Source organism: Rhodococcus sp. P14, assembly GCF_000256505.1.
GTDB lineage: Bacteria > Actinomycetota > Actinomycetes > Mycobacteriales > Mycobacteriaceae > Rhodococcus > Rhodococcus ruber.
The window spans coordinates 1-24,717 of sequence record NZ_AJFC01000391.1 but is presented as its reverse complement, the minus strand read 5'-3'; the positions used below and the strand labels follow the sequence as shown (position 1 = coordinate 24,717).

Genomic DNA, 24,717 nt, shown 5'->3' with positions numbered 1-24,717 from the left:
CTGTGATTATGCCGAACAATCCACCGATGTCGAGGCTGCTAGCGGACATGCCAACCTCCCTGTAGGCGGACACGTTCTTCCCTGCTGACGGACAGCTGATCTCCCTGTCCGTGACCGTGGGACCGGCGGTGTGTCGGTCCTGAACCAGACGCCCCTCCGGGGTTTTGCTCGAGGTCTTCGACCACCACCGAGCGACTCCCACCGGAGGGACGCATGAAGAAGTCTGACAGGGACATCATGGAAATTCTCGAAGCCTACGACGCCACCGGCAGCGCGCACTCGGCCGCACAACTCGCCGGGGTGGACCCGAAAACCGTCCGACGCTACGTCGCCGCCCGCGACGCCGGTATGCCGGTGACCGGCCCGGCGCGGCGGCCGCGCATCATCGACGACTACCTCCCCAAGATCGAGGAGTGGGTCGAACGCAGCAAGGGCCGGGTCCGCGCCGACATCGTCCACGAACGACTCGTCGAGCTCGGCTTCGACGGGACCGAACGCACCACCCGCCGGGCCGTGGCGCAGGCGAGAACGGCGTGGCAGGCCGGGCACCGGCGCACCTACCGGCCGTGGCTCACCGAACCCGGACTGTGGATGCAGTTCGACTGGGGCGCCGGCCCGAAGGTGCCCGGACCGGGCGGGATCGTGCGCTCGACCCTGCTGTTCTGCGCCTGGCTGGCGTGGTCCCGCTACCGGGTGGTGATCCCGGTGTGGGATCAGACGTTGCCGACGCTGATCGCGTGCCTCGATGCCACGGTGCGTCGCTTCGGTGGGGTGCCGACCTACGCGCTGACCGACAATCCCCGCACCGTCAGCATCGACCACGTTGCCGGCATTCCGGTGCGGCACCCGCAGATCGTCGAGACGGCCCGGCACTACGGCATGGCCGTGCACACCTGCATCCCCTTCGACCCGGAATCGAAGGGTGGCAGCGAAGCCACCGTCAAGATCGCCAAGGCGGATCTGGTACCCACCGAGGCGAACCTGCTGCCCGAGTACGCCGCGTTCATCGACCTCGAGGCCGCGTGTGATCGCTTCTGCGTCACGGTCAACGCCCGCCGGCACCGGGAGAGCGCCCGCATCCCGGCCGAGGCCCTGGCCGACGAACGCGCCCGCCTGCACACCCTGCCGTCGGCCCCGCACACCCTCGCATTGGGGACCACCCGCAGCGTCGGCACCGACCAGACGATCCGGTTCGGCTCGGTGCGCTATTCGACCCCACCGGGCCTGGTCGGCGCCGAGGTGTGGGTGCGCGCCGCCGGCGCCGACCTCGTCGTGGTCGCCGACCTCGATGCCCTGCCGCGGATTCCGGACTGGGCCACCGGTCGGTGCGGTCTGAGCGAGGTTGCCCGCCATCGTCTTTCGACACCGGGCAATCCGAGCATCGATCCGGCCCACTACCCGAACCACCCCCAGGAAGCGGACGGGGCGCCGCGGCCGCCCCGTCCGAGGGCCCGCTCCGCCGCCGAGGCCCGGTTCCTCGATCTGGGACCCGGCGCGCACACCTGGCTGATCGCCGCCTCGGCGGCCGGGGCGGCCCGGATCCGGGCGAAGATGACCGCCGCGGTGGAGCTGGCCGCGTTCGTCGGCGCCGACACCGTCTCGGCGGCGCTGGCGGTCGCGGCCGGAGCGGGCCGGTTCGCCGAGTCGGATCTGCCGGCGATCGTCGCGCACCACACCGACACCGGCACCGGCGCCGGGCGGGTCGTCGCCGACGAGACCCATTCGGTCCAGCCCGGCACCGGAGCCTGGGCCGGCTTCGGCACCGCCCGCACGGAGGCCCGCTCGTGAACCCCACCGCACCGCCGCTGCCCGACGATCTGCTCGCCGTCCTCAAACGCATGCGCCTGCCCTACCTGCGCGCCGCCGCCCCCGAGGTGCTGGCGACGGCAAAAGCACAGCGGTGGGACCCGACCGAGGTCCTCAAAGTGCTGCTGACCGAGGAGATCCGCGGCCGCGACGAAGCCACCAGGGCGATGCGCCGCAAAGCCGCCGGGCTGCCCGCCGGCAAGACGTTTTCCTCGTGGCGCGAGGAGGATTCGTCGATCCCGGCCCCCACCCAGAGCGCCCTGGCGGCGTTGGAGTGGGTGCACCGCGCCGAGAACCTCGCCGTCAGTGGCCCGTCCGGAACCGGCAAAACCCACTTCGTCGAGGCGTTGGCGCATGCGGTGATCGACGCCGGGATGCGGGTGTCGTGGTTCACCCTCGAATCGTTGACCGCGGCGATCGGGCGGGCCGCGGTGGACGGGTCGATCACCAAGACCATCACCAGAATCACCCGGGCCGAGTTGATCGTCGTCGACGACATCGGCATGCTGCCGTCCGGTCAGGCCGCCGCCGAGGCGTTCTACCGCCTCGTCGACGCCGCCTACGAACGCCGCAGCGTGGCGGTGACCAGCAACCTCCACCCGTCCGGATTCGACACCATCATGCCCAAGACCCTCGCCACCGCCGCCGTCGACCGGCTGCTGCACCACGCCCACGTCGTGATCACCGAGGGCACCTCACTGCGGCTGAGCGAAGCCACCGCCGGACGCGGGGTGATGCCGTTGACCTGACATCGAGGGAGATCACCTGACCGCGGACAGGGAGATCAGCTGTCCGCAGGCAGGGAGATCACCTGTCCGCCCACAGGGACGCCCTCCTGTCCCTTGACAGAGGCCTCCACCAGCAACGATGCAGACCGTGTCGGCATAACCTCGACATCGTCATAACCCTTCTTAGGCCGAGTTCGGCCTAAGAAGGGCTACGTCACCAACTTACCTGTCGCGCTGATGAATCCGCGGGAAGTGATGGCGAAGTACCACGATCTGTGGCACGTCGAGCAGTCGTTTCGGATGTCGAAGACGGATCTGCGGGCCCGCCCGATTTTCAGCCACACCCGGGAGTCGATCGAGGCGCACCTGACCATCGTGTTCACCGCATTGGCGATCTCACGGTACTTGCAGGATGCGACCGGGATGTCGATCAGGAAGATTGTGCGGACCCTACGACCTCTGCAGGAAGTCACCGTCACGATCGCCGGCCACGAGCACACCGCCTTCGATCCGCTCACCGACGACGCCGTGCACATCCTCGACTCCCTCGGCATCGCGAATCCCCGCCCGGGGTTGGCACACTAACCTGGTGCAACTCGGGTCGGAGCCGGTCGGGCCCGTACCCGACCGGTGCGGGTACTGGCGGACTAGGCCTACAGTTCCCGCGCCAACCGCGCCTACCTGCGCCGACGTGGCATCAGAGCGACGATTGCGATCCCGTCCGATCAGCTCGCGCACCGCCGCAGACGGGGCTCGCGAGGCGGCCGACCCCCGGCGTTCGACCGTCAGGTGTATCGGCAGCGGCACGCGGTCGAGTGCGGCATCAACCAGCTCAAACAGCACCGGGCGGTGGCCACCCGCTACGACAAGCTCGCCGTACGTTATCTGGCCACCGTCCACGTCGCTGCCCTCAACCAGTGGCTATGAATCAGAGGACATTTGAAACACGCCCTAGTCGGACCGTGTCGCTGTGACAACTTCTGTAATCACCCGCGTACGCCGATCGCGGACCGGACGTCAGCGAGCGTCGCGAACGGTGCCTGGAGCCGTTCGATCTTGCCATTCCGGTAAAAGAGTAGGTCGCCGTTCCCGAGGAGGTCCTCAGCGCCACCGCGGTCGAGGATCGTCATCGAGTCCCGCGCACTCGGCAGCGAGAACGCGATCCGAGCGCTTAGGTTTGCCTTGATGCTCCCGGTGATCACATCGACGCTGGGACGCTGAGTAGCCAGGACCAAAAAGATTCCGTAGGCGCGGGTGAGCTGGGCATAGCGCTGAATCATTTCGCTGAATCCACGCCGATCGGGACCGGCAAGGACCAGATCGGCGAACTCGTCCACCAGGATTACGAGCTGTGGGAGGTCCTCCAGTCGCCCGCCGCTTTCGTAGTACTCCGCAGCGGAGCTAACCCCGGCCTCTGCCAAGATTGGCTGGCGGTATGCTATTTCCTGCTCGAGAGTGGAACGTAACCGCTCAAGAGCGACGACGGGGTCACCGATGATCTCCCCTCCGTCCAGATGAGGTGCACTCGTGAAGGGCGCGAAGTCGAGGCGTTTTGGATCGATGATCATGAGGCGCAGCTGATGGCTGCTACGTGTGCGGAGGAGTTCGGCGAGCATCCCGCGCAGGAAGACCGACTTTCCAGAGCCGGTCGCGCCCGAAACGAGCAGGTGGGGTAGCCGGGACAGGTCAGCGATGCGTACGTCGCCACTCGGCGCCACTCCTGCAACGAAGTTGAGAGCGCCCGGCTTCGGCGAGTGTGCATCGAGGGCCTGAAGCGCGACGGCCAGCGGCACTGCCTGCGGCTCGGCTCGCGGGACGTCGACGGTAATGAAACCCGGTTCGTCACCAATGCTCACCTCACCTGGCGCTCCTACCTCGCGGCTGAGGTCGCGGCTGCGGCGCTCGATGTCCGTGATGGATAGCCGTCCGACGATCCGGGTCCGGAACCTGAAGACGCTCGGACCTGCCTGGGCAAGTTCGGGCTCAAACGGTTCGACTGTTAGCCCATACTTGGCGAATGCTTCACCTAGCCGCTGGGCGTCTCTCTCAATCTCGTCCGTGAGCTCGCTTGCAGGTGCCGGTGGCTCCGCGTCCGAGTCCCCTCCGTTCTTGGGTGGCCGCTCTGCGGTTGAGGGAGCCCCTGACGGCGAGACTGGCGGCAGGGTGCTCAATTGCGACCATCCTGCCGACGGGGCGAGGTGCTCCATCTCCAGCGCGTTCACAGCGACGGCTTTGCGGATGCTGATAAGTTCGATCGGCCCCTTCGCTGAGTTCAGCTGCGAGAGTTCCAGAGTACCCGCTGCCTTGGGCTCAACCGCGATCACCAAGCCCCGCCGGTACGCACCGCGGCGCCAGTGTCCGAAGGCGAGTTCATACTCCCCCCCAGAGATCTGCGCAAGAACGTCCTCCCCGCCACGCGGCAGAATCGACGCGAGGCCGAAGGAGCTGTTGCGCGTGCGGGCCGAGCGGATGAGTTCGGCCAGATCGCGCCCACGGAGATCGGCCAGAGCGCCAGCCTCGGAGAACCGGCCACCCAGCCAGTCGTTGGTTTCCTCGACTTGGTCGGCCGCGTTGGCGTAGTCGAGGCCTTCTGCTTGCCAGAACTTCACCTCAACGACAGTGGCTTGAACGAGTGGAGCCTCCGTACCGCGAGGGTGGACTGTCAGAAGCAGGAGATCGTCGCACATGGGACCACGCCCCGCCCGCGAGGCGCGCAGTCGCTGCGGGATCCCCGCTTCAGGGAACCCCGGAACGATCTCTTCTAAGGCGACCAGTGCACTAAAGCCGACAATGTTCTGAGCGAGGGAATTCTCGATTTCCACGAGGTGCCGAATGGCACACGCCGTGCCGGCACGCTCCAGTACTTTCAGGAGGGGCCGTTGAACGATCTGCAGGGCCCACCTCCCGGAGACAGACTCCAGCAGGCGCATCAGGGCTCGCGCTCCTTGGGTATCAGGGTCGGCGATCCCCTGGAGCGCCCTACGAAGGGCGGCCAGGTAGGGCGCGACGTGCCTCGTCCCCGTGATGCCGTCGTAACCGAATGAGGATGGGTCCGCTCCCTCCTCGTACTCAAGGACGGTGCGGGCGGACTCTGTGTCTGCAAACGCCTCGATGCCGACGAGCCGATCTAGGTGCACGACCCAGCCGGACTTGTCGTACCAATCGGCGAGGTTCTCCTCGCTGGTCGTGGCAGTGATCATCCGCGTCCAGCCGGGCTGTAGCCGCTCGCCGCCCTGACCACCCACGAGTTCAAGGCTGCGGTACTGGATTGCCTCAAGGTTGGCTGCGTGTTCGCCCGGTTTCGCGCAGAACGTTCCCGTTGCAAAGACGTAATCGGCGTCGGGGACCACCACCCGGCCAGAGATGGCAGCAAGCCCGCGCGCATGGCTGGTAAGTGCCCTCTGGTCTAGGGAGACCGGGCGTATGGCCCTGCGACCCGGGCTGCGGAACAGGAACGAGATGCTGCTGAACGCAGGGGGGGACGCCTGATCGGTGACGATCAGCTCCGACCTCGATTGGACGATCCGGTCGAGATCGTTATCCATGGCCCCCGAGAGCACAGCGTTGATGGAACGCCGTGCCGAGCGGCCGACGCCAGTCAGCGTGGCGCGAATGCGCGGCAGCCGGTACTCGGCGCGAGTGCGCTCGGGCCTGAAAAAGTGCCGCAGCGCATCGACAGCGGTCTGGCCACCGTCGGCGTCGGCGAAGGTAACTGCCAGCGTGTTCTCCGGATGGTCAAGCCCCGGATGGACGCTCAGGAAGAACCTGATCCTGTTCGCGATGAAGGCGGCGTTTCGTTCGAGAGCGCCAGGCCTGCTCGCGGCGATGGCCGCGTAGCGCCGCCACAGCAAGGCGCTGCCAGAAGGCACGGATTCGTACCAGTCGCCCGAACTCATTACCAGCGGCAGCAGGTGTTGCGGCGTGAACGACTCGATATCGGCACGGTCGGGTCGTGCCTCTGACGTGGTCAGAGCGCTGAAGCGGTCGGCGAGGGCTGCGTGCCAGGCGACTGTGAGTGGCGACGTCGGCCCCAGGAGCGCATCGCTGATTCCGCGTACCTCTACGCGATCGACTAGCAAAAGGTCGTCGTACTCGGTCCTGGAGGTAGCGTCCCTTGGCAGTGCCTCCAGAAGCCTCCGGTAGGACATGGTGTAGTCCCTGGCCACCTCGCTGCGCGGATCGAGTGCGTAGGTGCTTCCCGCTCGCAGCGCGGCATCAAAATATCGGGCCCTGGCGCCTAGGAAGTTCGCGAGGTCTCCAGACCAACCAGGCTCGGGGTGCGGGAACTCCCGCAGCGGAGTGCATGCTGTCCCATCTACCGAGAACATGCACCACTCCGGGTGCTTAAGGATGGACTGCTCAACAGGAATCAAGTCTATGCCGTCCGCGCGCGGATGCACGCGCAGCCGCACTCCGCCGTAACGCGCGGAGACACTCGATGCTCCCGGCGGGACGGAGAGAGCGTCTGGCCATGCCGCCTGCCCGAAGGCCAGCATCGCATGGGCGAGCGTCGGTTGCTCGGGTGCGGCAGCTGGAAGCTCCCCTCGGCCCGTGCCCAGCTCCTCGCCTTCGTCTCCATCAGGTGCTGGCAAGTCTACCGGCGGCACGTTTCTGTCGCCGCCTTCATCAGAGCTTCCGACATCGCCGTCGTCGTTACCGTCATCCGGTGAGCGCGCGGGGATCACGGGTACGGGTCCGACTGGTGTTCCGTTCAACGTGCCGGTCACCATCTGCACGACATCGTCCCCACAGTCCTGGGCGGGATTAAGCGTTGCCGCGCCCAACGCCTTTCCATCGCGGTTCCAGACAGAAAGGCGGGGTGTCTCACCGCACGCGAAGCCGCCAAGGTCGGCGTCGATGTCGAGTGCATCCTCGAAGGCAACGAGTTCAGCGTCATTGAACACCACGGCAATCCGGTATCTCGCGGTGATTGCGGCTCCTTCGAGTAGCTCTAGCCGACCGAACCGCCACGAGCCGCCGTCCGGGGGCGCCACACTGGCCGCAACTGACTGCCCCCGAGCCTGGAGAAATACTGCCGACGAGGCCTGCCAACGAAGGCGAATCTGCTCTCCGCGCTTGAGGGATCGAGTGAGCTTGAACTCGAGCGTTCCGCCCGGACTGGGCAGCCACGCCCAGATCGCATTGTCGGTATGCATGGCCACGACAGTGCCGGTCACCGGCGATAATGGGTCGAGCTCCGCGGACCGGCGATCAGCACGATCCTTGAGGTCCTGGAGGGTGAAGCGAGAGTAGTCGAGGCCGCGAACCGTCTGTGCGGCAAGTATCTTCTCGAGCCCGGCGCTGCTGACGCGCTTTGCGAGTCGCCGACCGAGGTCCTGGCCCGGCGAGTTGGATAGTTGGTTGAGTTCGAAACGCCACTTTGCGGCCTCTTTGAGTCGGCCCGTGGCGCTGGCTGGACGCAGGTCGGGGTCAGACACGTAAAGCTCCAGCTCGTGGATGGCGGCGCCAATCGCGGCATCGGTGTCGTCGCGGTGACGCGCCACCCACTCGCCGAGCCGCTCGGCCTCCTCCCAGTCAGGCGCGCCGATAGTCGCAAGGAGCCGGTTCACGTAGTCGTCGACGAGTTCCCTAATCAACCGGCCCGGCTGGGCATGGTCTATGGGTGGGAATACCGAAGCCTTGCAAAGGCGCTCGAACGCGAGCGATGGCAAGGTAGTGGCGTCCTCGGTTGTGGAGGCGATGGTCTCCTGCGGCTGGGCGGCCAAGATCAACAATACGCGGGCGCGGTCTGCGCGTTCGAGAAAGTGAGTACGCAGACTGGCGGCGAATCCACCGTTCCCGCTGTTCGAAGTCGCCGCGGCTTCATCGACAAGGAACGGGATGATGTCCGTGTCGGCATCGGTGACGATTGCTGAGATTCCCACGGGCTTGCCAGACGGGCCGTCGGGGTATACGTCGACGTCCCTGGTTGCGACGCCATCGAACAGCGCCTGAAATACGGCTGCTGGGGTGAGGCCGTGCAGCCCCCGAAGGAGAACTCGGCGCCCCGCCCATCTTGGCGCGCTGAGCTCGCTTCGCAACGCCCTCGCCGCTGCGGCTGCGAAGGCGGCGCGGCCGCCCTTAGATGATGTGGCGGACATACGTTGCCTCTCCTGCGTCGCTGTAGCGGTCGAGCAAGCCGAGGCGCTGGAGGGCGTCGGCGAGGAGTTCCTCCTCTGCAGAGTCCTGCGGCGCGAGCCCGTACTGGCTGAGCGCAGGCAGGAACTCTGTTTGTAGGGGCATTTGCTCCACTCCTGCGCCATCGAGAATTAGCTTCACCAAGAGGAAGAGGACCTGCTCGTCTAGCTCGAAGAAGCGCACCTTACCCCGGTTTCGCTTGAGGGTGCCGCCGAATCCTCCCACCATCGTGTTGACTACGTCGCGGCCGCGCTGCTTCAGTGCGCTCGTGCGACCTCGGAAGGTCTCGAGAGCAGCCGACCGCAGGGCGTAACCGCCTGCCCCGGGGTCATAGGAGCTGGGTACATCACCGGACAGCTCAGTGAGCTTCGCGGCGACGGCACAGCAGAGGAGTTCCGCGAGCGCCAGCGCATTCGGCTCTCTCTCAAGTGCGATCGCGCACGCATGGGGATCGGGACGGTGGGGCGCGTCGTCGCCAAGTACCGCGGTGGTGACGGTATGTAGGAGGTTGGCGCTGATCATGTTGGCCGGCAGTGCCAGGAGATGCTGTTCGTCGAGTCGCCACCAAGCGGTCGAGCAAGGGTCCGTGTGGCGCACTGGCCGATCACCGCCGCTTCCGACCCGGAACAAGACGGCGCCGCTGAAGGATGGCTGTTGTCGTGTGCGATGGCCGTCCAGCGCTCGGGCGGCCGCGTCCAGTCCTTCACCGATCGCGAAAGCAACGCGGTAGTAGTGGAGAGCAATGTGAAGGCTCAGCGCCAAGACGAGTGCCGCGACCTTGTCGTGGCGAGGCAGCTCTAAAGTCATCACCGTGCGCAGGTCGCGACGGATCCGGTCTATCGCCACTTGGTCGAACGCTCCATCACGCAGCCGCGACTGGATCTGCGCGTCGCGACGGGGCTGCTCATTGTCAAGTTCCACGAGGCGACTGGCGTTGGGCTTCCGGCGTTGGCCGGACTGCTCGGCAACCTTGCGCGCCGCGTGCAGAAGCTCGCGGTCGAGCGGGTTGAGGCCCACGTCGCTACGCATGAACTCCAAGATGTCTTCCGCCAGCGACAGGTCGAACCCGGTGCCGTCAAAGGAGAGAAAGAGCAGCAGGCTGCCACGGAAGGACTTGTACCGGCCGTTGTATTCATACGCACCTGGTAAGTCGGCGTGGAAGGGCGAGAGGAAAGTAGTCGGCGAGGATCCCTTCGGGCGGAACCAGTATTGCCGGGCCATCACCGACGCGAGCACTCGCCGCGACGCCGGATCCGCGCGGAGGATTTTCGGGAGCTGTGCCTGGAGCGTCGAGTCGGACAGCCGGGATCCCTCGGCAAGCCCAATCATGTCTTGTACGATGTTGTAGAGAGTCTTTTCGCGGATGTCACCGCGGGCGGCCCGGGACGGCAAGGCGCTGGGCAGGTCGGAGAGGGCGTCAACGCCCTTCGCGTCGCTCGGTAGTTGAAGGGATATGGTCCGACCCCCCAACGAGGCTTCAAGCCGACCATTCTGCAAATTCAGGACCGCGCCGCGCGCTCGGGCGATCTCGTTGAGAGTCTCCTGCAGTTGCTCGGTCACTCGCTCACCGCCCTGGCCCGCAGGCTCATCCGCCCGCTAAGCCCCGCTTGGGTGGTGACGAGGTAGCGGCGCGCGCTGGTCGGCTCAGTAACGAGCATCGCAACCGACTCAGCGTCAGCGGCGGCGCGCGCGATCGCCTCCGATGCGCGGCGGAGCGCGAACGTCCGCTCCGAATCGCCGCTCCCGCCTGCCAGCCCACTCAGTGCCGCGTTCAGGAGCCGAAACGTGGGGAGATCTACCTCTACGGGAATCTTGGCTTGGAAATTAAGCGTCACCGCTAGGGGCCTGTACCCGATCCGAGTGGCACCCTTCGGGTTAGCCCGCATGGCACGGTCGAGGGCGGGTTGAGCGGTCGCTGTATCGAGCTGGAACTCGACGAAAGCCCGGCTCACCTCCCGCGGGTCGTAGTTCCGCACTGGCAGGAAGGTTCGTTCATCGTGGATCTCACCGAACATGCGAGCGATACCGCGTGCGAACTCGCTTACGAGGTGCCCGAACGACTGCTCCATCTCATCAATTAGATGCGAGGTGTCCTCACTGGCCGCCTCCAACCGCTGCCACTCCCCGTAAATTGCCAAGGCATTGAGGAAGGGCTGCTCCGCGGCGCTCTCGTCAGGCACTAGCTCGCCGAGCAGGACCGCAGCGCCGAGTTTCGTTCGCGCGGCGGCATTTCTCCAATTGACCTCGTCACTGCTCTCAGGCAACCCGGCCGCCAGCGCCTCGGCAGCGGTCAACAGCGCAGGCTCGTCGCAGCCCTCCTCGCGTACCCCCTTGATCAGCTCCACCAGCGGCTCCGCGTCGTCTCTAGGGAGTAGCCCAGCGGCTGCGAAGGCCTCGTAGGTCTCTCGCCGGGGTGCGCGAACGGGATCTAAAGCAGCGACGCGTCGCCCGAGGTCGCCGTCGGCGGCGAATACAGTATGCGGAAGGAGTCCCGTGATCACCCACCAGGTGTCCGAGTCCCGGTGAGCCCTCTGGCTCGCTAGGCAGGGGTCCCCATCCTCGCCGTAGTGGCTGTCGGGGAGGGCCACGCGAGACAGATAGTCCCACAGCGCGCGAGGAGTATCCTGCCGCCCGCGCTCGATGGCTGCACGGGACGTAAGCGCGTCCAGAGCAGGTGCTGCAATGGTCGCGAGGAGTGTCGCATTCGCTCTGGCCGGACAGTACGCAATCGCCTCGCACGTTGCGCATCGGGCGTCGTCGAAAATTCGATGGCTAGCTGCCGGGCGCAGCATTGGGAGCATTTTCCGGAGTAGGCCGCCCTTACCGGAGGTCGGTCTATCGTCCATATTGAGCACGCGGATGTCGAGTGGCAGGACTCCGTTCGGCTCCGTAGGCGCGCCGGGAAGGCCCAGACTGCTGAAGAGGCGCCTCGTCAGGGCGCGGTAATTGCTACCTCGCGCGCCCCACGCTGCCGCGAGCTGGACGATCATCCCGGTGTTCGCTGCGACAAGGATCGGCAGTTCCGGGCGGCTGTCCGCGTCGTCAGCCAAGCACGCGAGGCGGCTAGCAAGGGTATCTGCCTGGTCCAGGCTCGGCCCGTCGGCGTGGGTCGCGTCCTCGACGATGTCGCTGTAGCGGAAGGCGGCTTCCTGGCGCTGCCACTCTGCAGCTCCGCTCTTTCCGCCGCCGGCGGAGCCGGTGACGAAGATCGCGTGAGGACGCGGAAAACTGGAAGCGATCGTGGTGATCGCCTCGTCGACGGCGCTCGGGACGTACGCTAGCGACTGCGCGGCGGTCTGCGCACCGAGCGCTACAACAGCGTCACGAGCGTCCGCGCGCAAGCGCCGGAGACTTTCGAGCGGGCTCGGTGTGTGGGGGTCAAAGTCGTATTCCTGATGGGCCGGGGCGGTCATAGGGGTAGCTCCACTAGCAAAGCCTCCTCGGCAAGCCGCACGGCAGCGAAAGTTGCCAGTGCGTCAAAGTCGGACATGATCTCGTCGAGCGCGGCCCCGACCTCGTCGCCCCCAAAGAGGGCACCGACGGGACTCAATCGCCTGTTCGCTGCCAGCGCTGCGGAGGGAATAAGGATCAATCCTGCAAGGTATGTCGCCTCACGTTCCGCCCCAAGTGCCTGTGCGCGCGGCCGACATATGGGTCGCTCGCCGGCGTCTTTGGCCAGGATCACGTGCGCGATCCCATGAGCGTGCCAGGCGCGCTGGATAACGCGCTCGTTCGGGTTCGTCGCTGTCGGGATGATGTACGTGCCGTCGTCATCAAAATGGGGGTCGCCAGTTGCCTCGCGCACCCTCAATCGGATCACCGCTGAGAGGTCAGCTAGAGCGACAGGGGTCTCGGCTATGAGCGAAGTGAAGTCGTCGAGTAGCCGGGTGATGTGCACCCTACGAAGCGCTGCAGCTGCGGCCGGACTTACCCGTCCGCCTCTCAGCGCGCGCCAGACCCACGCGCCTCCCAATTCCTTGGCGCCCGCCACAGATAGGCCTCCGGCCAGCTGGGCTAGGGTCGAATGTGAGATACCGAGTTTGTCACCGACCGCTAGGAGGGCCTCAATGGGGGCACTGTCCCGCTCACCCGATTCCAAGCGGTGCAACGAGGAGTAGCTGAGGCCCGTCCCGGCTGAGGCGGCACGCAGCGACATTCCCTTCTGGGCGCGGGCACGGCGGAGGGTAGCTCCCAGTGACTGCTCCGTTCCGCCTGTAACTGCCATTCTCGAAGCATGCAGCCGCGTCCTTGAGTGGTCAAGGATAGCTTGTTTCGTGTTGCGCAACAGAAACATGCCAAGCTGTGAATGCGGCCGCAGGAATGGATCTTCATAGGCCGTCCTTGTCGGCTTGCAAAAGGACATGCGGTACCCCTGTGGGTGCCCGAGTGATCTCCTTCAAGGGTGACGTCCATGACACTACTGTGTCGGGCGGATGCGTCGCTCAATCGCAGTAAGGTGCTTTCAGTGAGGACGATGTAGGCAGGGTGTGGCAGCCGATCGACCGCAGCAGCGGACACGATCGTGTTGAATCCGGACGGGGTGCAGGTTGCTTGTGGCAGCCAGGCTCCGCCGTTCGTAGGCGGCGTCCGCGAGGCGGTAGAGAGCCGACGGCCTGCCCAGACGGGGCATCCCGATATCGGCGATGGCGATCCGCCCGTCACAGGTGATCTTGGCGATGCTCTTGCCGATCGATCCGTCCGCCGCGTCCCGCCCGAGCGCTGCGGACAATGACTTGAGGTGAACCACATACCCGCATCCCGACGTCGATCACCGCATGTACCAGGGTCTCGATGAAATGCTGCTTGCTGATGCGCGACGTCTTCATGCGTCCCTCTGGTGGAGCGAGCTGAGAAGCAAAGCCTCGAAAATTGACAGGGGATCGGGTATGGGCTTCTCTGTTCGCGACAACCCACAGCGCGCTAGTTGTTGCGGGCGAGTCCGGGAGCTCACCGCCGCCGCTATCTACAATCCTCCCGTGGGCAGCAGGTCGGTCACCAGCTACGACGTCGCACGCGCCGCGGGCGTGTCGCAGTCGACGGTGTCCCGTGCCCTGCGGGGTGACCCGCGCGTCATCGAGGAGACCCGCGAGCGCATCCAGGCGCTGGCGAAGGAGATGGGGTACGTCCCGCACATCACGGCGCGGAGTCTGATCACGCGGCGGTCGTCGTCGGTCGCGGTGGTCAGTGGTGACCTGCGGAACCCGTCGTATCCGACGCTGGTGAACACGCTGCAGGACCGGTTCGCGCAGCACGACTATCGGGTGCTGCTGATGAGCGACCGGACCGAGGGGTCGTTGGAGAAGGACATCCTGGCGCTGCGCGGCGGGTTGGTGGACGGGGTCGTGTTCATCTCGGCGCGGCTGGACTCACCGATCGTGTCGGAGATGATCGACTGGAAGATCCCGCTGGTGATCCTCAACCGCGACGTCGACGGCAGCCAGGCCGGGCGGGTGGACCGGGTGACGTCGGACAACGTCGGCGGGGGACGTCTCGTCGCGGATCATCTGATCGAGATGGGGCATCGGCGCATCGGGCTGATCTCCGGCCCGCTGGAGAATCCGAGCGTGAAGCTGCGCGAGGCCGGCTTCCGAGAAGGCCTCGACAGGCACGGCCACCCGCTGGACGAGACGCTCGTTCACCGTGGCGCGGTGGACGCGAAGACCGGGTACGAGGGCGGCATGGAGCTGCTGAGCCGGCCGGACCGGCCGACGGCGGTGTTCTGCGCGACGGACTACATGGCCTACGGCACCCTCGACGCCACCAAGCGGCTGGGTCTGCTCGTGCCCGACGACGTGTCGATCGTCGGCTACAACGACCTCGACGCGTCGGGGTGGTCGATGTTCGACCTGACGACGGTGCGCCAGCCCCTCGAGGACATGGCCTCGGCTGCCGCCGAACTGCTGCTCGCGCGGATCGACGGCGCGGCGGGCGCGCCGGTGCACCGGGACTTCGCGGTGGAATGGGTGCAGCGGGGGAGTGCGGCCCCCATCGGCCAAGTGGGGCGTGCGCAGTCCGTCAAAGATCGTTAACCGGGGCAACAAGTCCGTTACCCACGAGCTCCGATCCGGCAATAACTCCTGCATACATTCGAAGTCATAGCGAGCAGGGCAGTGTTGCCCCACCGCTTCTTCGAATCCCCGCAGCTTCAGGAGCGACATGGAAATCGGCGTCTTCATCCCCATCGGCAACAACGGCTGGCTCATCTCCAAGAGCGCCCCGCAGTACATGCCGTCGTTCGAGCTCAACAAGACGATCGTGCAGAAGGCCGAGAAGCACGGCCTCGACTTCGCCCTGTCGATGATCAAGCTCAAGGGCTTCGGCGGCGAGACCGAGTTCTGGGATCATAACCTCGAATCGTTCACCCTCATGGCCGGCCTCGCGGCCGTCACCGAGAAGATCAAGCTGTTCGCCTCCACCCCGATCCTCACCCTGCCGCCGGCCATGGTGGCCCGCATGGCGTCGACCATCGACTCGATCGCCCCCGGCCGCTTCGGCGTCAACATCGTGACCGGTTGGGCGCCCAACGAATACACGCAGATGGGCCTGTGGCCGGGCGAGGAGTACTTCGGCTACCGCTACCAGCAGGCCACCGAGTACGTGACCGTCATGCGGCAGTTGTGGGCCGACGGTGTCAGCAACTTCCAGGGCGAGCACTACACGATGGACGAGTGCGTCCTCTCGCCGAGCCCCACCGGCGGTGCCGTGCCGATCGTCGCGGCCGGACAGTCCAAGAGCGGCATGAAGTTCGCCTCCGAGATGGCCGACTTCAACTTCATCATGGGCACGGGCATCAACACGCCCACCGCGATCTCCGACGCCACCGCCACCCTCGTCGAGGCGGCGAACAAGACGGGCCGCGACGTCGGCGCCCTGACCCTGTTCATGATCATCGCCGACGAGACCGACGAAGCGGCACAGGCGAAGTGGCAGGACTACCACGACAACGCCGACCTCGCCGCCCTCGGCTACATGGCCGACCAGTCCGCCGCCGACGCCACCGCCGACGACGTCTCGACCGCCAAGACCATCTCCCTGCCCGAGGGCGCGGTGAACTTCAACATGGGCACCCTCGTCGGCTCGTACGAGACCGTTGCGAAGATGCTCGACGAGGTCGCCGAGATCGAGGGCATCAAGGGCATCATGCTCACCTTCGACGACTTCGTCGAGGGCATCGAGAACTTCGGCACCCGCATCCAGCCGCTGATGAAGAGCCGCACCACCGTTCAGGCCGAAGCCGCCTGACCCCGAGCGGCGGGTGGGGGCGCGTGCACCGATCCGCGCCCCCACCCGCCACCCCACACCCGGAGGTTCCCTCTTGCATCCGCGCACCCTCGACGTCGCGATCGTCCAGGCCGGCGAACTCACCGAGGACCTCCTCGGCAACCTGGCCCGGCTCGCCGCCCTCGTCCGCACCGCCGCCGCACCCGACGCGACCGGCGCCGTCCCCGACCTGGTGGTGCTGCCCGAACTCGTCACCACCCCCTACTTCTGCACCAGCCACGACGTCGACCGCACCCCCTGGGCGCAGACCGTCCCGGGTGAGGCCACCACGTTGTTCGGCGACCTCGCCCGCGAACTCGGCTGCGCGATCGCCTTCGGCCTGTACGAGCGCACGGCCCACGACGTCACCCACAACTCCGTCGTGCTGATCGACCCGGCCGGCGAGGTCGTCACCTGGCGCACCCCCGACGGCGGGGGAGTGCCCGCCTACCGCAAACTCTCGCTGCCCGCGAGCAAGGTCGGCGGCGTCGACATCGACGAGAAATACCACTTCGCGCCCGGCCAGGCCCCGGCCACCGCCGACCTGTTCGGCACCCGCTTCGGCTGCGTCATCTGCTACGACCGCACCTTCCCCGAGAACTGGGCCGTTGCCCGCGCGCTCGGTGCCGAGGTGATGCTCGCGATCGTCTCGTCCCTCGGCCCCCGCGAAGACCTGTTCCTCGCCGAGCTGCAAACCCGCGCCCTCGAATCGCAGATGTGGATCGTGGCCGCCAACCGCGCCGGGCCGGAAACCCTCAACGGCGTGACCGTCGACAACTTCGGCCTCTCGTGCGTCATCGCCCCGAACGGCGAGATCGTCGCGCAGGCACCCGCGCACCGGGCGGGGGAGACGCTGCGCTTCACGCTCGACCTCGACGCCGTCCCGGCCGTGCGCGCGGCCTTCCCGCTGGCCCGCGACCGTCGCCCAGACGTGCTGCGCCTGCTCGCCGACCTCACCGCCGGCACCGTCCGGCCCGCGCCGCTACCCCGGCCGAGTGCCCTGCCGTTGGAGGTGAGCGGGTGACCACCACCGACTATCCCGACCTCACCGCCGCCGCGGCCACCACCGTCGACGACCTGCTACTGCAGGCCCGCGCCGACATGACGCCCCTGCTCGAGACCTCCCGACTCGCGCCGCTGCCGCCCGCACCCGACGCACTGGCAGCCGAACCCGCCCATTCCGTCGCCCTGCTCGCCGCGAGCCCCGTCCCGGCCCCGCCCCTCCCTGCCCCGGAATACACCCCGCGCACCGACGCGGCGCTGCACGACCTCGGCGTGCTCGATCTGCTCGCCGCCTACGCCGCCAGCACCACCACGCCCACCGCGGTGCTCGCCGCGCTGCGCGCCCGCTGGGCCGACCCGGCGCTCGTCGGCGGGGCGATCCTCGCCGTCGTCGACGGCGCCGACGCGGCCGCCGCCGACTCCGGCCGTCGCTGGTGCGATGGCACCGCCCGCCCGCTCGAGGGCGTCTTCTTCGGCGTCAAGGACATCGTCGACGTCGCCGGCGCGCCCGTCACCGCGGGCTCGCACACCACCGGCGACCGCGTTGCCGGCACCGACGCGACGGCCGTCGCCCGGCTGCGCGCCGCCGGCGCCATCCCCGTCCTGATCACCGCGACCACCGAATTCGCCTGCGGCGCCCCGCACAACGCCCGCTACGGGGCCGTCACCAACCCGTGGGACCGCAGCCGCTGGACCGGCGGCTCGTCGACCGGCTCGGCCGGCGCCCTCGCCGCGCGCCTCGTCCCGCTCGCGCTCGGCACCGACACCGGCGGCTCGATCCGCGTGCCCAGCGCCCTGTGCAACCTCACCGGCATCAAGCCCACCTACGGCCTCGTCCCGCGCACCGGTGTCGCGTCGCTGTCGTGGACCCTCGACCACATCGGGCCGATGGCCCGCTCCGCCGCCGACCTGCGCGTCGTCCTCGACGTCCTCGCCGGACCCGACGGCCTCGACCCCGCCGCGGCCCCCGACGCGGTGGCGCGGCAGGTGCAGGCCGGCCTCGCCGACCCCGGCACCCCCGGCGCGCCGTCGCTGGCCGGGGTGCGGCTCGGCGTCCCCACCGCGTGGTTCACCGAATTGTGCGACGCGGGCGTGCTGGCCGCGTGGGATGCGGCCGTCGCCGCGCTGCGGGGCCTGGGCGCCGAGGTGGTGCCCGTCGACGTCCCCGACGCCCACCGCCTGCACGACGACGTCACCATCGTGCTCACCTGCGAGCTCGCCGCCAACCAGGAGGGCGCGCTGGAGCGGTTCGCGCAGTACGACATCGGCACCCAGGTGCGCATCGCGCGCGGGCTGGTGCCGTCGGCGGTGGACTACCTGCGCTCGCTGCGCCGCTGCGCCGGCGCCCAGCGCGCGACGGTGCAGGCGTTCGACGCCGCCGGGATCGACGCGTTCGTCACCCCGGGCATCGGGGCGACGGCCGCGCGGCTGTCGGACGTCACCGTCGAGATCGACGGCGTGCGCCACCCGATGCAGTCGATCGTCGGCCGCAACACCGGCCTGTTCGACTACCTCGGCCTGCCCGCGGTGATGGCGCCGGCCGGTTTCGTCGACGGACTGCCCGTCGGCGTGCAGATCGTGGGCCGGCCGTGGGCCGACGACACGTGCCTGCGCCTGGCGCAGGCGCTGCAGACCGTCACCGACGTCCACGAGCGTCGCGCCGATGGGTAGCGTTGCCGCCCGGCAGCATCCGTGGCGGGTGTTCGCGGCCACCAGCATCGGCGTGGTCGCGGTGTTCCTGAGCATCAGCGGCCTCACCGTCGCGCTGCCCACCGTCACCCGCGAGCTGGGGGCGTCGGCGGCGCAGTCGACGTGGATCCTGTTGGGCTACATGCTCGTCACCACCGCGCTGATCCTCGTGTTCGGCCGGCTCGCCGACATCGTTGGGCGTCGTCCGCTGTATCTGGCGGGGCTGGCGGTGTTCACGGTCGCGACCGGGCTGTGCATGCTCGCCCCGTCCGCCGGCTGGCTGATCGCGGCGCGGGTGCTGCAGGGCGTGGGGGCGGCGGCCGTCGTCACCAACAACACGGCGCTGCTCACCGACACGTTCCCGCCGCACAGCCTGGGCCGTGCCCTCGGCTGGAACGCGACCGTCGCGGCCGTCGCGCAGGTCGTCGGGCCGGTGATCGGCGGTGCCGCGACGGCCGCGTTCGGCTGGCGCGGGCTGTTCGTCGTCGTGCTGCCGGTGGGGGTGCTCGCGATCGCGTCGTCGTTGCTGGTGATCCCGCGCGGCACCCGCCGGCACGTCGAGCGTGAGCCGTTCGACCTGGCCGGGGCGGTGCTGTCGACCGCGTTGCTGACCGTCGTCGTGCTGGCGCTGACGCCGGGGGTGACGTCGTCGCCGTGGTTGCCGTGGGTGTGCGGCGCGGCGAGCCTGGTGCTCGGCGCGGTGTTCGCGGCGGTGCAGATCCGTCGCGCCCACCCGCTGGTGGACCTGACGCTGTTCCGCAACCGGGGCATCGCGCTCGTCCTCGTCGCGGTGCTCGTCAACGCCGTCGCCACCTACGCGGTGACGCTGCTCGTGTCGCTGTACGGGCAGGCGGTGGGCGGGATCTCGGCCGTCGCGGCCGGGCTGCTGGTGATGCCCGTCGCGGTGGGCACCGTCGTCGCGGCCGCCGCCGCGGGCTCGCTCATGCTGCGCTTCACCCCGCGCACGCTCACCGCAACGGGCATGGCGCTCAACGCCGTCGGGCTGCTCGGCGTCACCCTGATGCTCTCGCCCGACGGCGGATCGCTGGGGGCGACGGCGCCGTTCCTGTTCGTCCTCGGCTGCGGCACCGGCCTGTTCATGACCCCGAGCACCAGCGCGCTGATGCTCACCGCGCCCGCGGAACGTCGCGGGATCGCCAACGGGCTGCGCTCGACGCTGCAGAACGTCGGCTACCTGCTCAGCACAGCGCTGGCGCTGGCCGTCGCGACCGTCGGGCTCAGCGCCACCGCGCGGCAGGCCGCGTACGGCGGCACCCTCGGCACCCTCGGCAGCGCCGAACTCGCGCGGTTCGTCGACAACGTCCGCGCGGTGGGTCTGGCCTTGGCCGTCGTCGCTGCCGCGGGCGTCGCGGTGTGCCTGGCCTTCCCGCGACGGGACGTCGCCACGCCCGCGGTCGTGCGTCCCCTCGAACCCGTCACCACCCTGAAGGAATCCGCATGACCCTCGCCGATCGCACCGCCCAGGCGGCCGACTACGCCCGCGCCGGCTTCGGGCAGGAACTTCAGCCCGGCACCCGCCCGGCCCTGATCGTCGTCGACCCGGCCCGCGCCTACATCGACCCCGACTGCCCCTTGTATGCCGGGGTGGAGGAGAACGTCGCGGCGATGCGCACGCTGCTCGCCGACGCCCGCGCCGCAGGAATCCCCGTCGTGATCACCGAGGTGCGGCTGCGCGCCGACGGCGCCGACGCCGGGGGGGTCTTCAAGAAGTCGGGCACTCTCGTCGCGTTCTGCGAGGGCAGCCCGTACGGGGAGCTCATCGACGGCCTCGAGCCGACGTGCGCCGAGCTGCTCGTGACGAAGAAGTACGCGAGCGCGTTCTTCGGCACGTCGCTGAACTCGTACCTGACGTCGCTCGGGGTGGACACCGTCCTCATCGCAGGCCTGTCCACGAGCGGCTGCGTGCGCGCGACGACGCTCGACGCGATGCAGCACGGCTACATCCCCATCGTCGTGGAAGACGCCGTGGGCGACCGGGATCCGGCCATCCACCACTCGAACCTGTTCGACATGCAGCAGAAGATGGCCGAGGTCTGGCCGCTGACCCGCGCCCAGTCCTACCTCGCCCGTGCGTGATTCCGGTAGCTCTGGCTACCAGAAACGCGCACGGGCGGCGGAGCCGCACGGTAGTTAACACGAACGAACCAACGGTGTTGCCGGACGCAACACGACGATCGATACATTCGAAGTCATCGACCGCAAGGGCCGGCTCCGCAACGTCGCGCCCCGCCTCTCATCGAACGCAGCCTCTCGTCGAACCTCCTCTTCCCCTCCAGGAGAACCCATGCGCCCCAACCTTCCCGGCCGCGCCGCGATCGCCGCGCTCGCCCTCACGGCCGCCCTCGGTCTCGCCGCATGCAGCAATTCCGGCTCCGGCGGCGGTGACGTCTCCGATGCCGACGTCGCCGCCGGCATCGAGTACGCCCGCGCCCAGCTCGCGAAGTACGAGGGCGACCCGGAGTTCACGCTCGAGACCGAGCCCTTCCCGATGCGGAACATCGCCGGCAAGACGATCTTCGCGATCCCCACCAACAGCGAGAACCCCTACAACGTCGCCGTCGACGAGGAATCGAAGAAGGTCGCCGAACGCTACGGCGCCACCTGGATCGAATACACCAACCAGGGTCAGCCCGCCCAGTGGGCCACCGGCGTCGAACAGGCCGTCAACCAGCGGGTCGACCTGATCATCCTCTCGCAGGGCATCGACGCCTCCCTCATCAAACCGGCCCTCGAAAAGGCGGACGCGGCAAACATTCCCGTCCTGCTCACCCACACCATCCTGCGCGGCGAACCGCTGCCCGCCGACATCGAGGGGCTCGTCGACGCCACCACCGACGCCCCGCTCGCCGAGGCCAACCGCCTCACCGTCGACTGGATGATCGATCGGACCGACGGTGAGGGCAACGCCCTGATCATCACCTCCAACGAGGTCCCGCCCGCCAAGGCCGAGGTCGCGGCGATGGAGGACGAGATCGCGCAGTACTGCCCCAGGTGCGAATACAAGATCGTCAACGTGCCCGTCGCCGAGTGGGCCACCAAGATTCAGTCCGAGGTGCAGTCCGCCCTCTCCGCCGACCCCACCATCGACTTCGTCCTGCCCATCTACGACTCGATGTCGCTCTACGCCCAGTCCGGCATCAAGGCCGCCGGCAAGACCGGCCAGGTCGAGATCTCCTCCGTCAACGGCACCCCCGCCGTGCTGAAGATCCAGCAGGACGACGGCATCGTCACCATGAACGTCGGCGAATCCATCCCGTGGCTCGCCTGGGCCACCATGGACCAGGCCGGCCGCCTGCTCCTGGGCTACGACCCCGTCCCGAACGGGGCCCAGCAGACCCCGCTCAAGCTCATCACCGCCGACAACATCGACGAGACCGGCACCCCGCCGCAGCCCGACAAGGGTTACGGCACCGCCTACGTCACCGGCTACGAGGCCCTGTGGGGGTCCAGTGAGCAGCCCTGACCCCATCGTCAACATCGTCGGCCTGTCCAAGACCTTCGGCAGCCACACCGTCCTGAACGACGTCGGCCTGACGATCCACGCCGGCGAGGTGCACGGCCTGCTCGGCGAGAACGGCTCCGGCAAGTCCACCCTCATCAAGGTCCTCGCCGGGTTCCACGCCCCCGACCCCGGCGCCGCCCTGCAAGTCCGCGGCCGCGACGTGCCCCTGCCCGTCCCGGCCGGCGGGTTCCGCGAACTCGGCATCAGCTTCGTCCACCAGGACCTCGCGCTCGTGCCCGACCTGTCGGTGGTGGAGAACCTGCGCGTCGGGCCCGTCGTCGCCAGCTCGAGGCCGTGGATCTCCTGGCGGCGCGAGAAGTCCACCGCCCGAGCCCTGTTCGACCACTTCGGCCTCGACGTCGACCCGGACGCCGCGGTGTCGAGCCTCGGCGAGACCGACCGCGCACTCGTCGCGATCCTGCGGGCCGTGGAGGAACTCGGCGAGCGCCGCACCCTCCTCGTCCTCGACGAGCCGACCGTCTTCCTGCCCCGCGAGGGCACCGACCTGCTGTTCACCGTCGTCCGCGAGATCGTCGCCGACAAGAAGGCCGCGGTCCTGTTCGTCTCCCACGACCTCGACGAGGTGCTCGACCACACCGACCGCGTCACCGTCCTGCGCGACGGCGTCTCCCAGGGCACCCACCGCACCCGCGACCTCACCGCCCCCAGGCTCATCGACCTCATCGTCGGCCGCAGCCTCGACTCCGCCGACCCCCGCGTCGCCGGGCCCGTCCGCGACTTCGACGACGCGGCGCCGCTCGCCCGGATCGAGGAACTCGAGACCGCGACCGTCGACGGGATCGGCTTCGACGTGCGCCCCGGCGAGATCGTCGGGCTCACCGGCATCGCCGGCTCCGGCTACGACGACGTGCTGCCCGCCCTGTACGGGGCCCGCCCGGCCCGCGGGGGACGGTTGACGATCGGCCACGACATCGTTGCGCTGCAGACGATCACCCCGATCGACGCGCTCGCCCGCAAGGTCGTGTACGTGCCGCCGGACCGCAAGGTGGAGGGCAGCGCGCCGGAGCTGACCGTCGCCGAGAACGTCACGCTGCCGATCCTCGGCGCGGGCTGGGTGAAACCGGGCGCGCTCAGGGCCGTCGCCGCGTCCCTCGCCGACCGCTGCGACGTGCGGCCCCGCGACCCGCAGGCCGTCTACGGTTCCCTCTCCGGTGGCAACCAGCAGAAGGCGCTGCTCGGCAAGTGGCTCCAGACCGACCCGGCGCTGGTGCTGCTCGCCGAACCCACCCAGGGCGTGGACATCGGTGCCCGCGCCCGCATCTTCGAAATGCTCCGCGAGACCGCGCGCGGGGGAGCGGGCATCGTCGTCGCCAGCTCCGACTACGAGCAGCTGTCGGTGCTGTGCGACCGCGTCCTCGTCTTCTCCCGCGGCCACGTCGTCGCCGAACTCACCGGCGACCGACTTTCCAAGCACCACATCTCGGACAGCGTCCTCGGCCTGACCCGACAGGAAGTGAAAGCCTGATGTCCGTCACCCTCGACAAGACCACCACCACGAAAAGACCCGCCCCTGTAGCAGATTCGACCCGTCCGCGCGTCGCGCTCGGCCCGCTGGTCGAGAAGTACGCGCTCGTGCTGGCCCTCGTCGCCGTCGTGCTCGTGTTCAGCGCGCTGCGCCCCGAGATCTATCCGACCGCGAACAACCTGCAGAACATCCTCGGCTCGCAGGCCGTGCTGCTGATCCTCGCCCTCGGGCTGATCGTGCCGCTCACCGCCGGCGAGTTCGACCTCTCGGCCGTGTCCACCATGTCCCTCGCCGCGATGACCATCGCGGTGCTCAACGTCCAGCAAGGCTGGTCGCTGCTGCCGGCCATCGCCGTCGCCGTGCTCGTCGCGCTGTTCGTCGGCATCGTCAACGCCGTGCTCGTCGTCCGGCTGCACATCGACTCGTTCATCGCGACCCTCGGCAGCGGCACCGTCGTCCTCGGCGTGGTGCAGTGGATCTCCGACTCCACCTCGGTCACCGGCATCGACGCCGCGCTCGTCGACGCGACCATCGGCACCCGCGTGTTCGGGGTGTCGCTGCAGTTCTACTACGCCCTCGCTCTCGTCCTGCTCACCGCGGTGATCTTCCAGTACACGCCGATCGGGCGGCGGCTGCTGTTCGTCGGGCGCGGACCGCAGGTCGCGCGGCTGAGCGGCCTGCACGTCGACCGCATCCGCGGCGGCGCACTCGTCACCTCCGCGCTCGTCGCGGCCCTGGCCGGCATCGTCTACGCCGGCATGCTCGGCGGCGCCGACCCATCGTCCGGCCAGTCGTTCATGCTCCCGGCGTTCGCCGCCGCGTTCCTCGGCGCCACCGCGATCGTGCCCGGACGCTTCAACGCCTTCGGCACCCTCGTCGCGGTGTACTTCCTCGTCGCCGGGGTCGTCGGTCTGCAGATGCTCGGCGTCGCCAGCTTCGTCCAGCAACTGTTCTACGGCGGTGCCCTCGTCGTCGCCGTCGCCCTCTCCGGTGCGGTCCGTCGCCGCACCGCCTCCCGATCCGCGCGCTGAGCGCCCGACCGAAGGACACCCGCCATGAAGACCACCGTCGTCGCCGGCAACCCC

At 68.3% G+C, this 24,717-nt stretch carries 16 protein-coding genes and 3 pseudogenes; 13 read left to right on the top strand and 6 right to left on the bottom strand.

The annotated features are described in order from the left end of the window. The first annotated feature begins 213 nt into the window (after positions 1–213). The 4 genes and pseudogenes from istA to OEY_RS30180 form a co-directional block, all read left to right on the top strand. The gene (gene istA, locus OEY_RS0127180) at positions 214–1,788 is read left to right on the top strand and encodes an IS21 family transposase (protein ID WP_237713815.1); all 1,575 of its coding nucleotides are present in this window, start codon (positions 214–216) and stop codon (positions 1,786–1,788) included. After that, positions 1,785–2,555: an IS21-like element helper ATPase IstB gene (gene istB, locus OEY_RS0127175; RefSeq protein WP_010596878.1), complete on the top strand. Its 771-nt coding sequence runs from the start codon at positions 1,785–1,787 to the stop codon at positions 2,553–2,555. Before istA ends, istB begins: the two co-directional genes overlap by 4 nt. Positions 2,556–2,723: 168 nt before the next feature. Then, a pseudogene (locus OEY_RS0127170) lies at positions 2,724–3,119 on the top strand (IS1634 family transposase); the annotation flags it as partial. A gap of 81 nt (positions 3,120–3,200) precedes the next feature. Continuing rightward, positions 3,201–3,461: pseudogene (locus tag OEY_RS30180) on the top strand (IS5 family transposase); the annotation flags it as partial. Positions 3,462–3,520: 59 nt separating this feature from the next. Here OEY_RS30180 and OEY_RS29545 read toward each other — a convergent pair. The 6 genes and pseudogenes from OEY_RS29545 to OEY_RS30725 all read right to left on the bottom strand — a co-directional run bounded on the left by OEY_RS29545 (position 3,521) and on the right by OEY_RS30725 (position 13,498). Next, entirely contained in the window at positions 3,521–8,635 is a 5,115-nt protein-coding gene (locus tag OEY_RS29545) for an FtsK/SpoIIIE domain-containing protein (protein ID WP_157180048.1), read from the bottom strand. Then, positions 8,616–10,232 carry a DNA phosphorothioation-dependent restriction protein DptG gene (gene dptG / locus OEY_RS30730; RefSeq protein WP_010596874.1) on the bottom strand — a complete coding sequence of 539 codons (1,617 nt, stop codon included), beginning with the start codon at positions 10,230–10,232 and terminating at the stop codon, positions 8,616–8,618. Before dptG ends, OEY_RS29545 begins: the two co-directional genes overlap by 20 nt. Next, entirely contained in the window at positions 10,229–12,085 is a 1,857-nt protein-coding gene (locus OEY_RS0127150; protein WP_010596873.1) for a hypothetical protein, read from the bottom strand. Before OEY_RS0127150 ends, dptG begins: the two co-directional genes overlap by 4 nt. Continuing rightward, the gene (locus OEY_RS30175; RefSeq protein WP_010596872.1) at positions 12,082–12,570 is read right to left on the bottom strand and encodes a hypothetical protein; all 489 of its coding nucleotides are present in this window, start codon (positions 12,568–12,570) and stop codon (positions 12,082–12,084) included. The genes OEY_RS0127150 and OEY_RS30175 overlap by 4 nt, the downstream gene beginning before the upstream one ends. Positions 12,571–12,693: 123 nt before the next feature. After that, positions 12,694–12,897 (bottom strand): annotated as a pseudogene (locus OEY_RS31555) (helix-turn-helix domain-containing protein); the annotation flags it as partial. Between the two features lie 433 nt (positions 12,898–13,330). After that, positions 13,331–13,498, bottom strand: coding sequence for a hypothetical protein (locus tag OEY_RS30725; RefSeq protein WP_157180046.1), 168 nt, complete (start codon positions 13,496–13,498; stop codon positions 13,331–13,333). 150 nt (positions 13,499–13,648) lie between these two features. On the opposite strand from OEY_RS30725, the gene OEY_RS0127135 reads away from it, so the two are divergent. The 9 genes from OEY_RS0127135 (at position 13,649) to OEY_RS0127095 (ending at position 24,663) form a co-directional block, all read left to right on the top strand. After that, a complete protein-coding gene (locus OEY_RS0127135; RefSeq protein WP_010596871.1) occupies positions 13,649–14,701 on the top strand; it encodes a LacI family DNA-binding transcriptional regulator in 1,053 nt (350 codons plus the stop codon). A 127-nt stretch (positions 14,702–14,828) separates the two neighbouring features. After that, the gene (gene rutA, locus OEY_RS0127130) at positions 14,829–15,914 is read left to right on the top strand and encodes a pyrimidine utilization protein A (protein ID WP_010596870.1); all 1,086 of its coding nucleotides are present in this window, start codon (positions 14,829–14,831) and stop codon (positions 15,912–15,914) included. Between the two features lie 73 nt (positions 15,915–15,987). Continuing rightward, complete coding sequence (locus OEY_RS0127125) at positions 15,988–16,956, top strand: carbon-nitrogen hydrolase family protein (RefSeq protein ID WP_010596869.1); 969 nt, start codon at positions 15,988–15,990, stop codon at positions 16,954–16,956. Then, positions 16,953–18,605, top strand: a complete 1,653-nt coding sequence (locus OEY_RS0127120) for an amidase (RefSeq protein ID WP_010596868.1) — start codon at positions 16,953–16,955, stop codon at positions 18,603–18,605. Before OEY_RS0127125 ends, OEY_RS0127120 begins: the two co-directional genes overlap by 4 nt. Next, positions 18,598–20,085, top strand: coding sequence for an MFS transporter (locus OEY_RS0127115; RefSeq protein ID WP_010596867.1), 1,488 nt, complete (start codon positions 18,598–18,600; stop codon positions 20,083–20,085). Before OEY_RS0127120 ends, OEY_RS0127115 begins: the two co-directional genes overlap by 8 nt. Next, positions 20,082–20,720 carry an isochorismatase family protein gene (locus tag OEY_RS0127110; RefSeq protein WP_010596866.1) on the top strand — a complete coding sequence of 213 codons (639 nt, stop codon included), beginning with the start codon at positions 20,082–20,084 and terminating at the stop codon, positions 20,718–20,720. Before OEY_RS0127115 ends, OEY_RS0127110 begins: the two co-directional genes overlap by 4 nt. A 208-nt stretch (positions 20,721–20,928) precedes the next feature. After that, a complete protein-coding gene (locus tag OEY_RS0127105) occupies positions 20,929–22,107 on the top strand; it encodes a sugar ABC transporter substrate-binding protein (protein WP_010596865.1) in 1,179 nt (392 codons plus the stop codon). Continuing rightward, positions 22,094–23,632 carry a sugar ABC transporter ATP-binding protein gene (locus tag OEY_RS0127100; protein WP_010596864.1) on the top strand — a complete coding sequence of 513 codons (1,539 nt, stop codon included), beginning with the start codon at positions 22,094–22,096 and terminating at the stop codon, positions 23,630–23,632. Before OEY_RS0127105 ends, OEY_RS0127100 begins: the two co-directional genes overlap by 14 nt. Beyond that, positions 23,632–24,663 carry an ABC transporter permease gene (locus OEY_RS0127095; protein ID WP_010596863.1) on the top strand — a complete coding sequence of 344 codons (1,032 nt, stop codon included), beginning with the start codon at positions 23,632–23,634 and terminating at the stop codon, positions 24,661–24,663. The genes OEY_RS0127100 and OEY_RS0127095 overlap by 1 nt, the downstream gene beginning before the upstream one ends. The last annotated feature ends 54 nt before the right edge of the window (positions 24,664–24,717 follow it).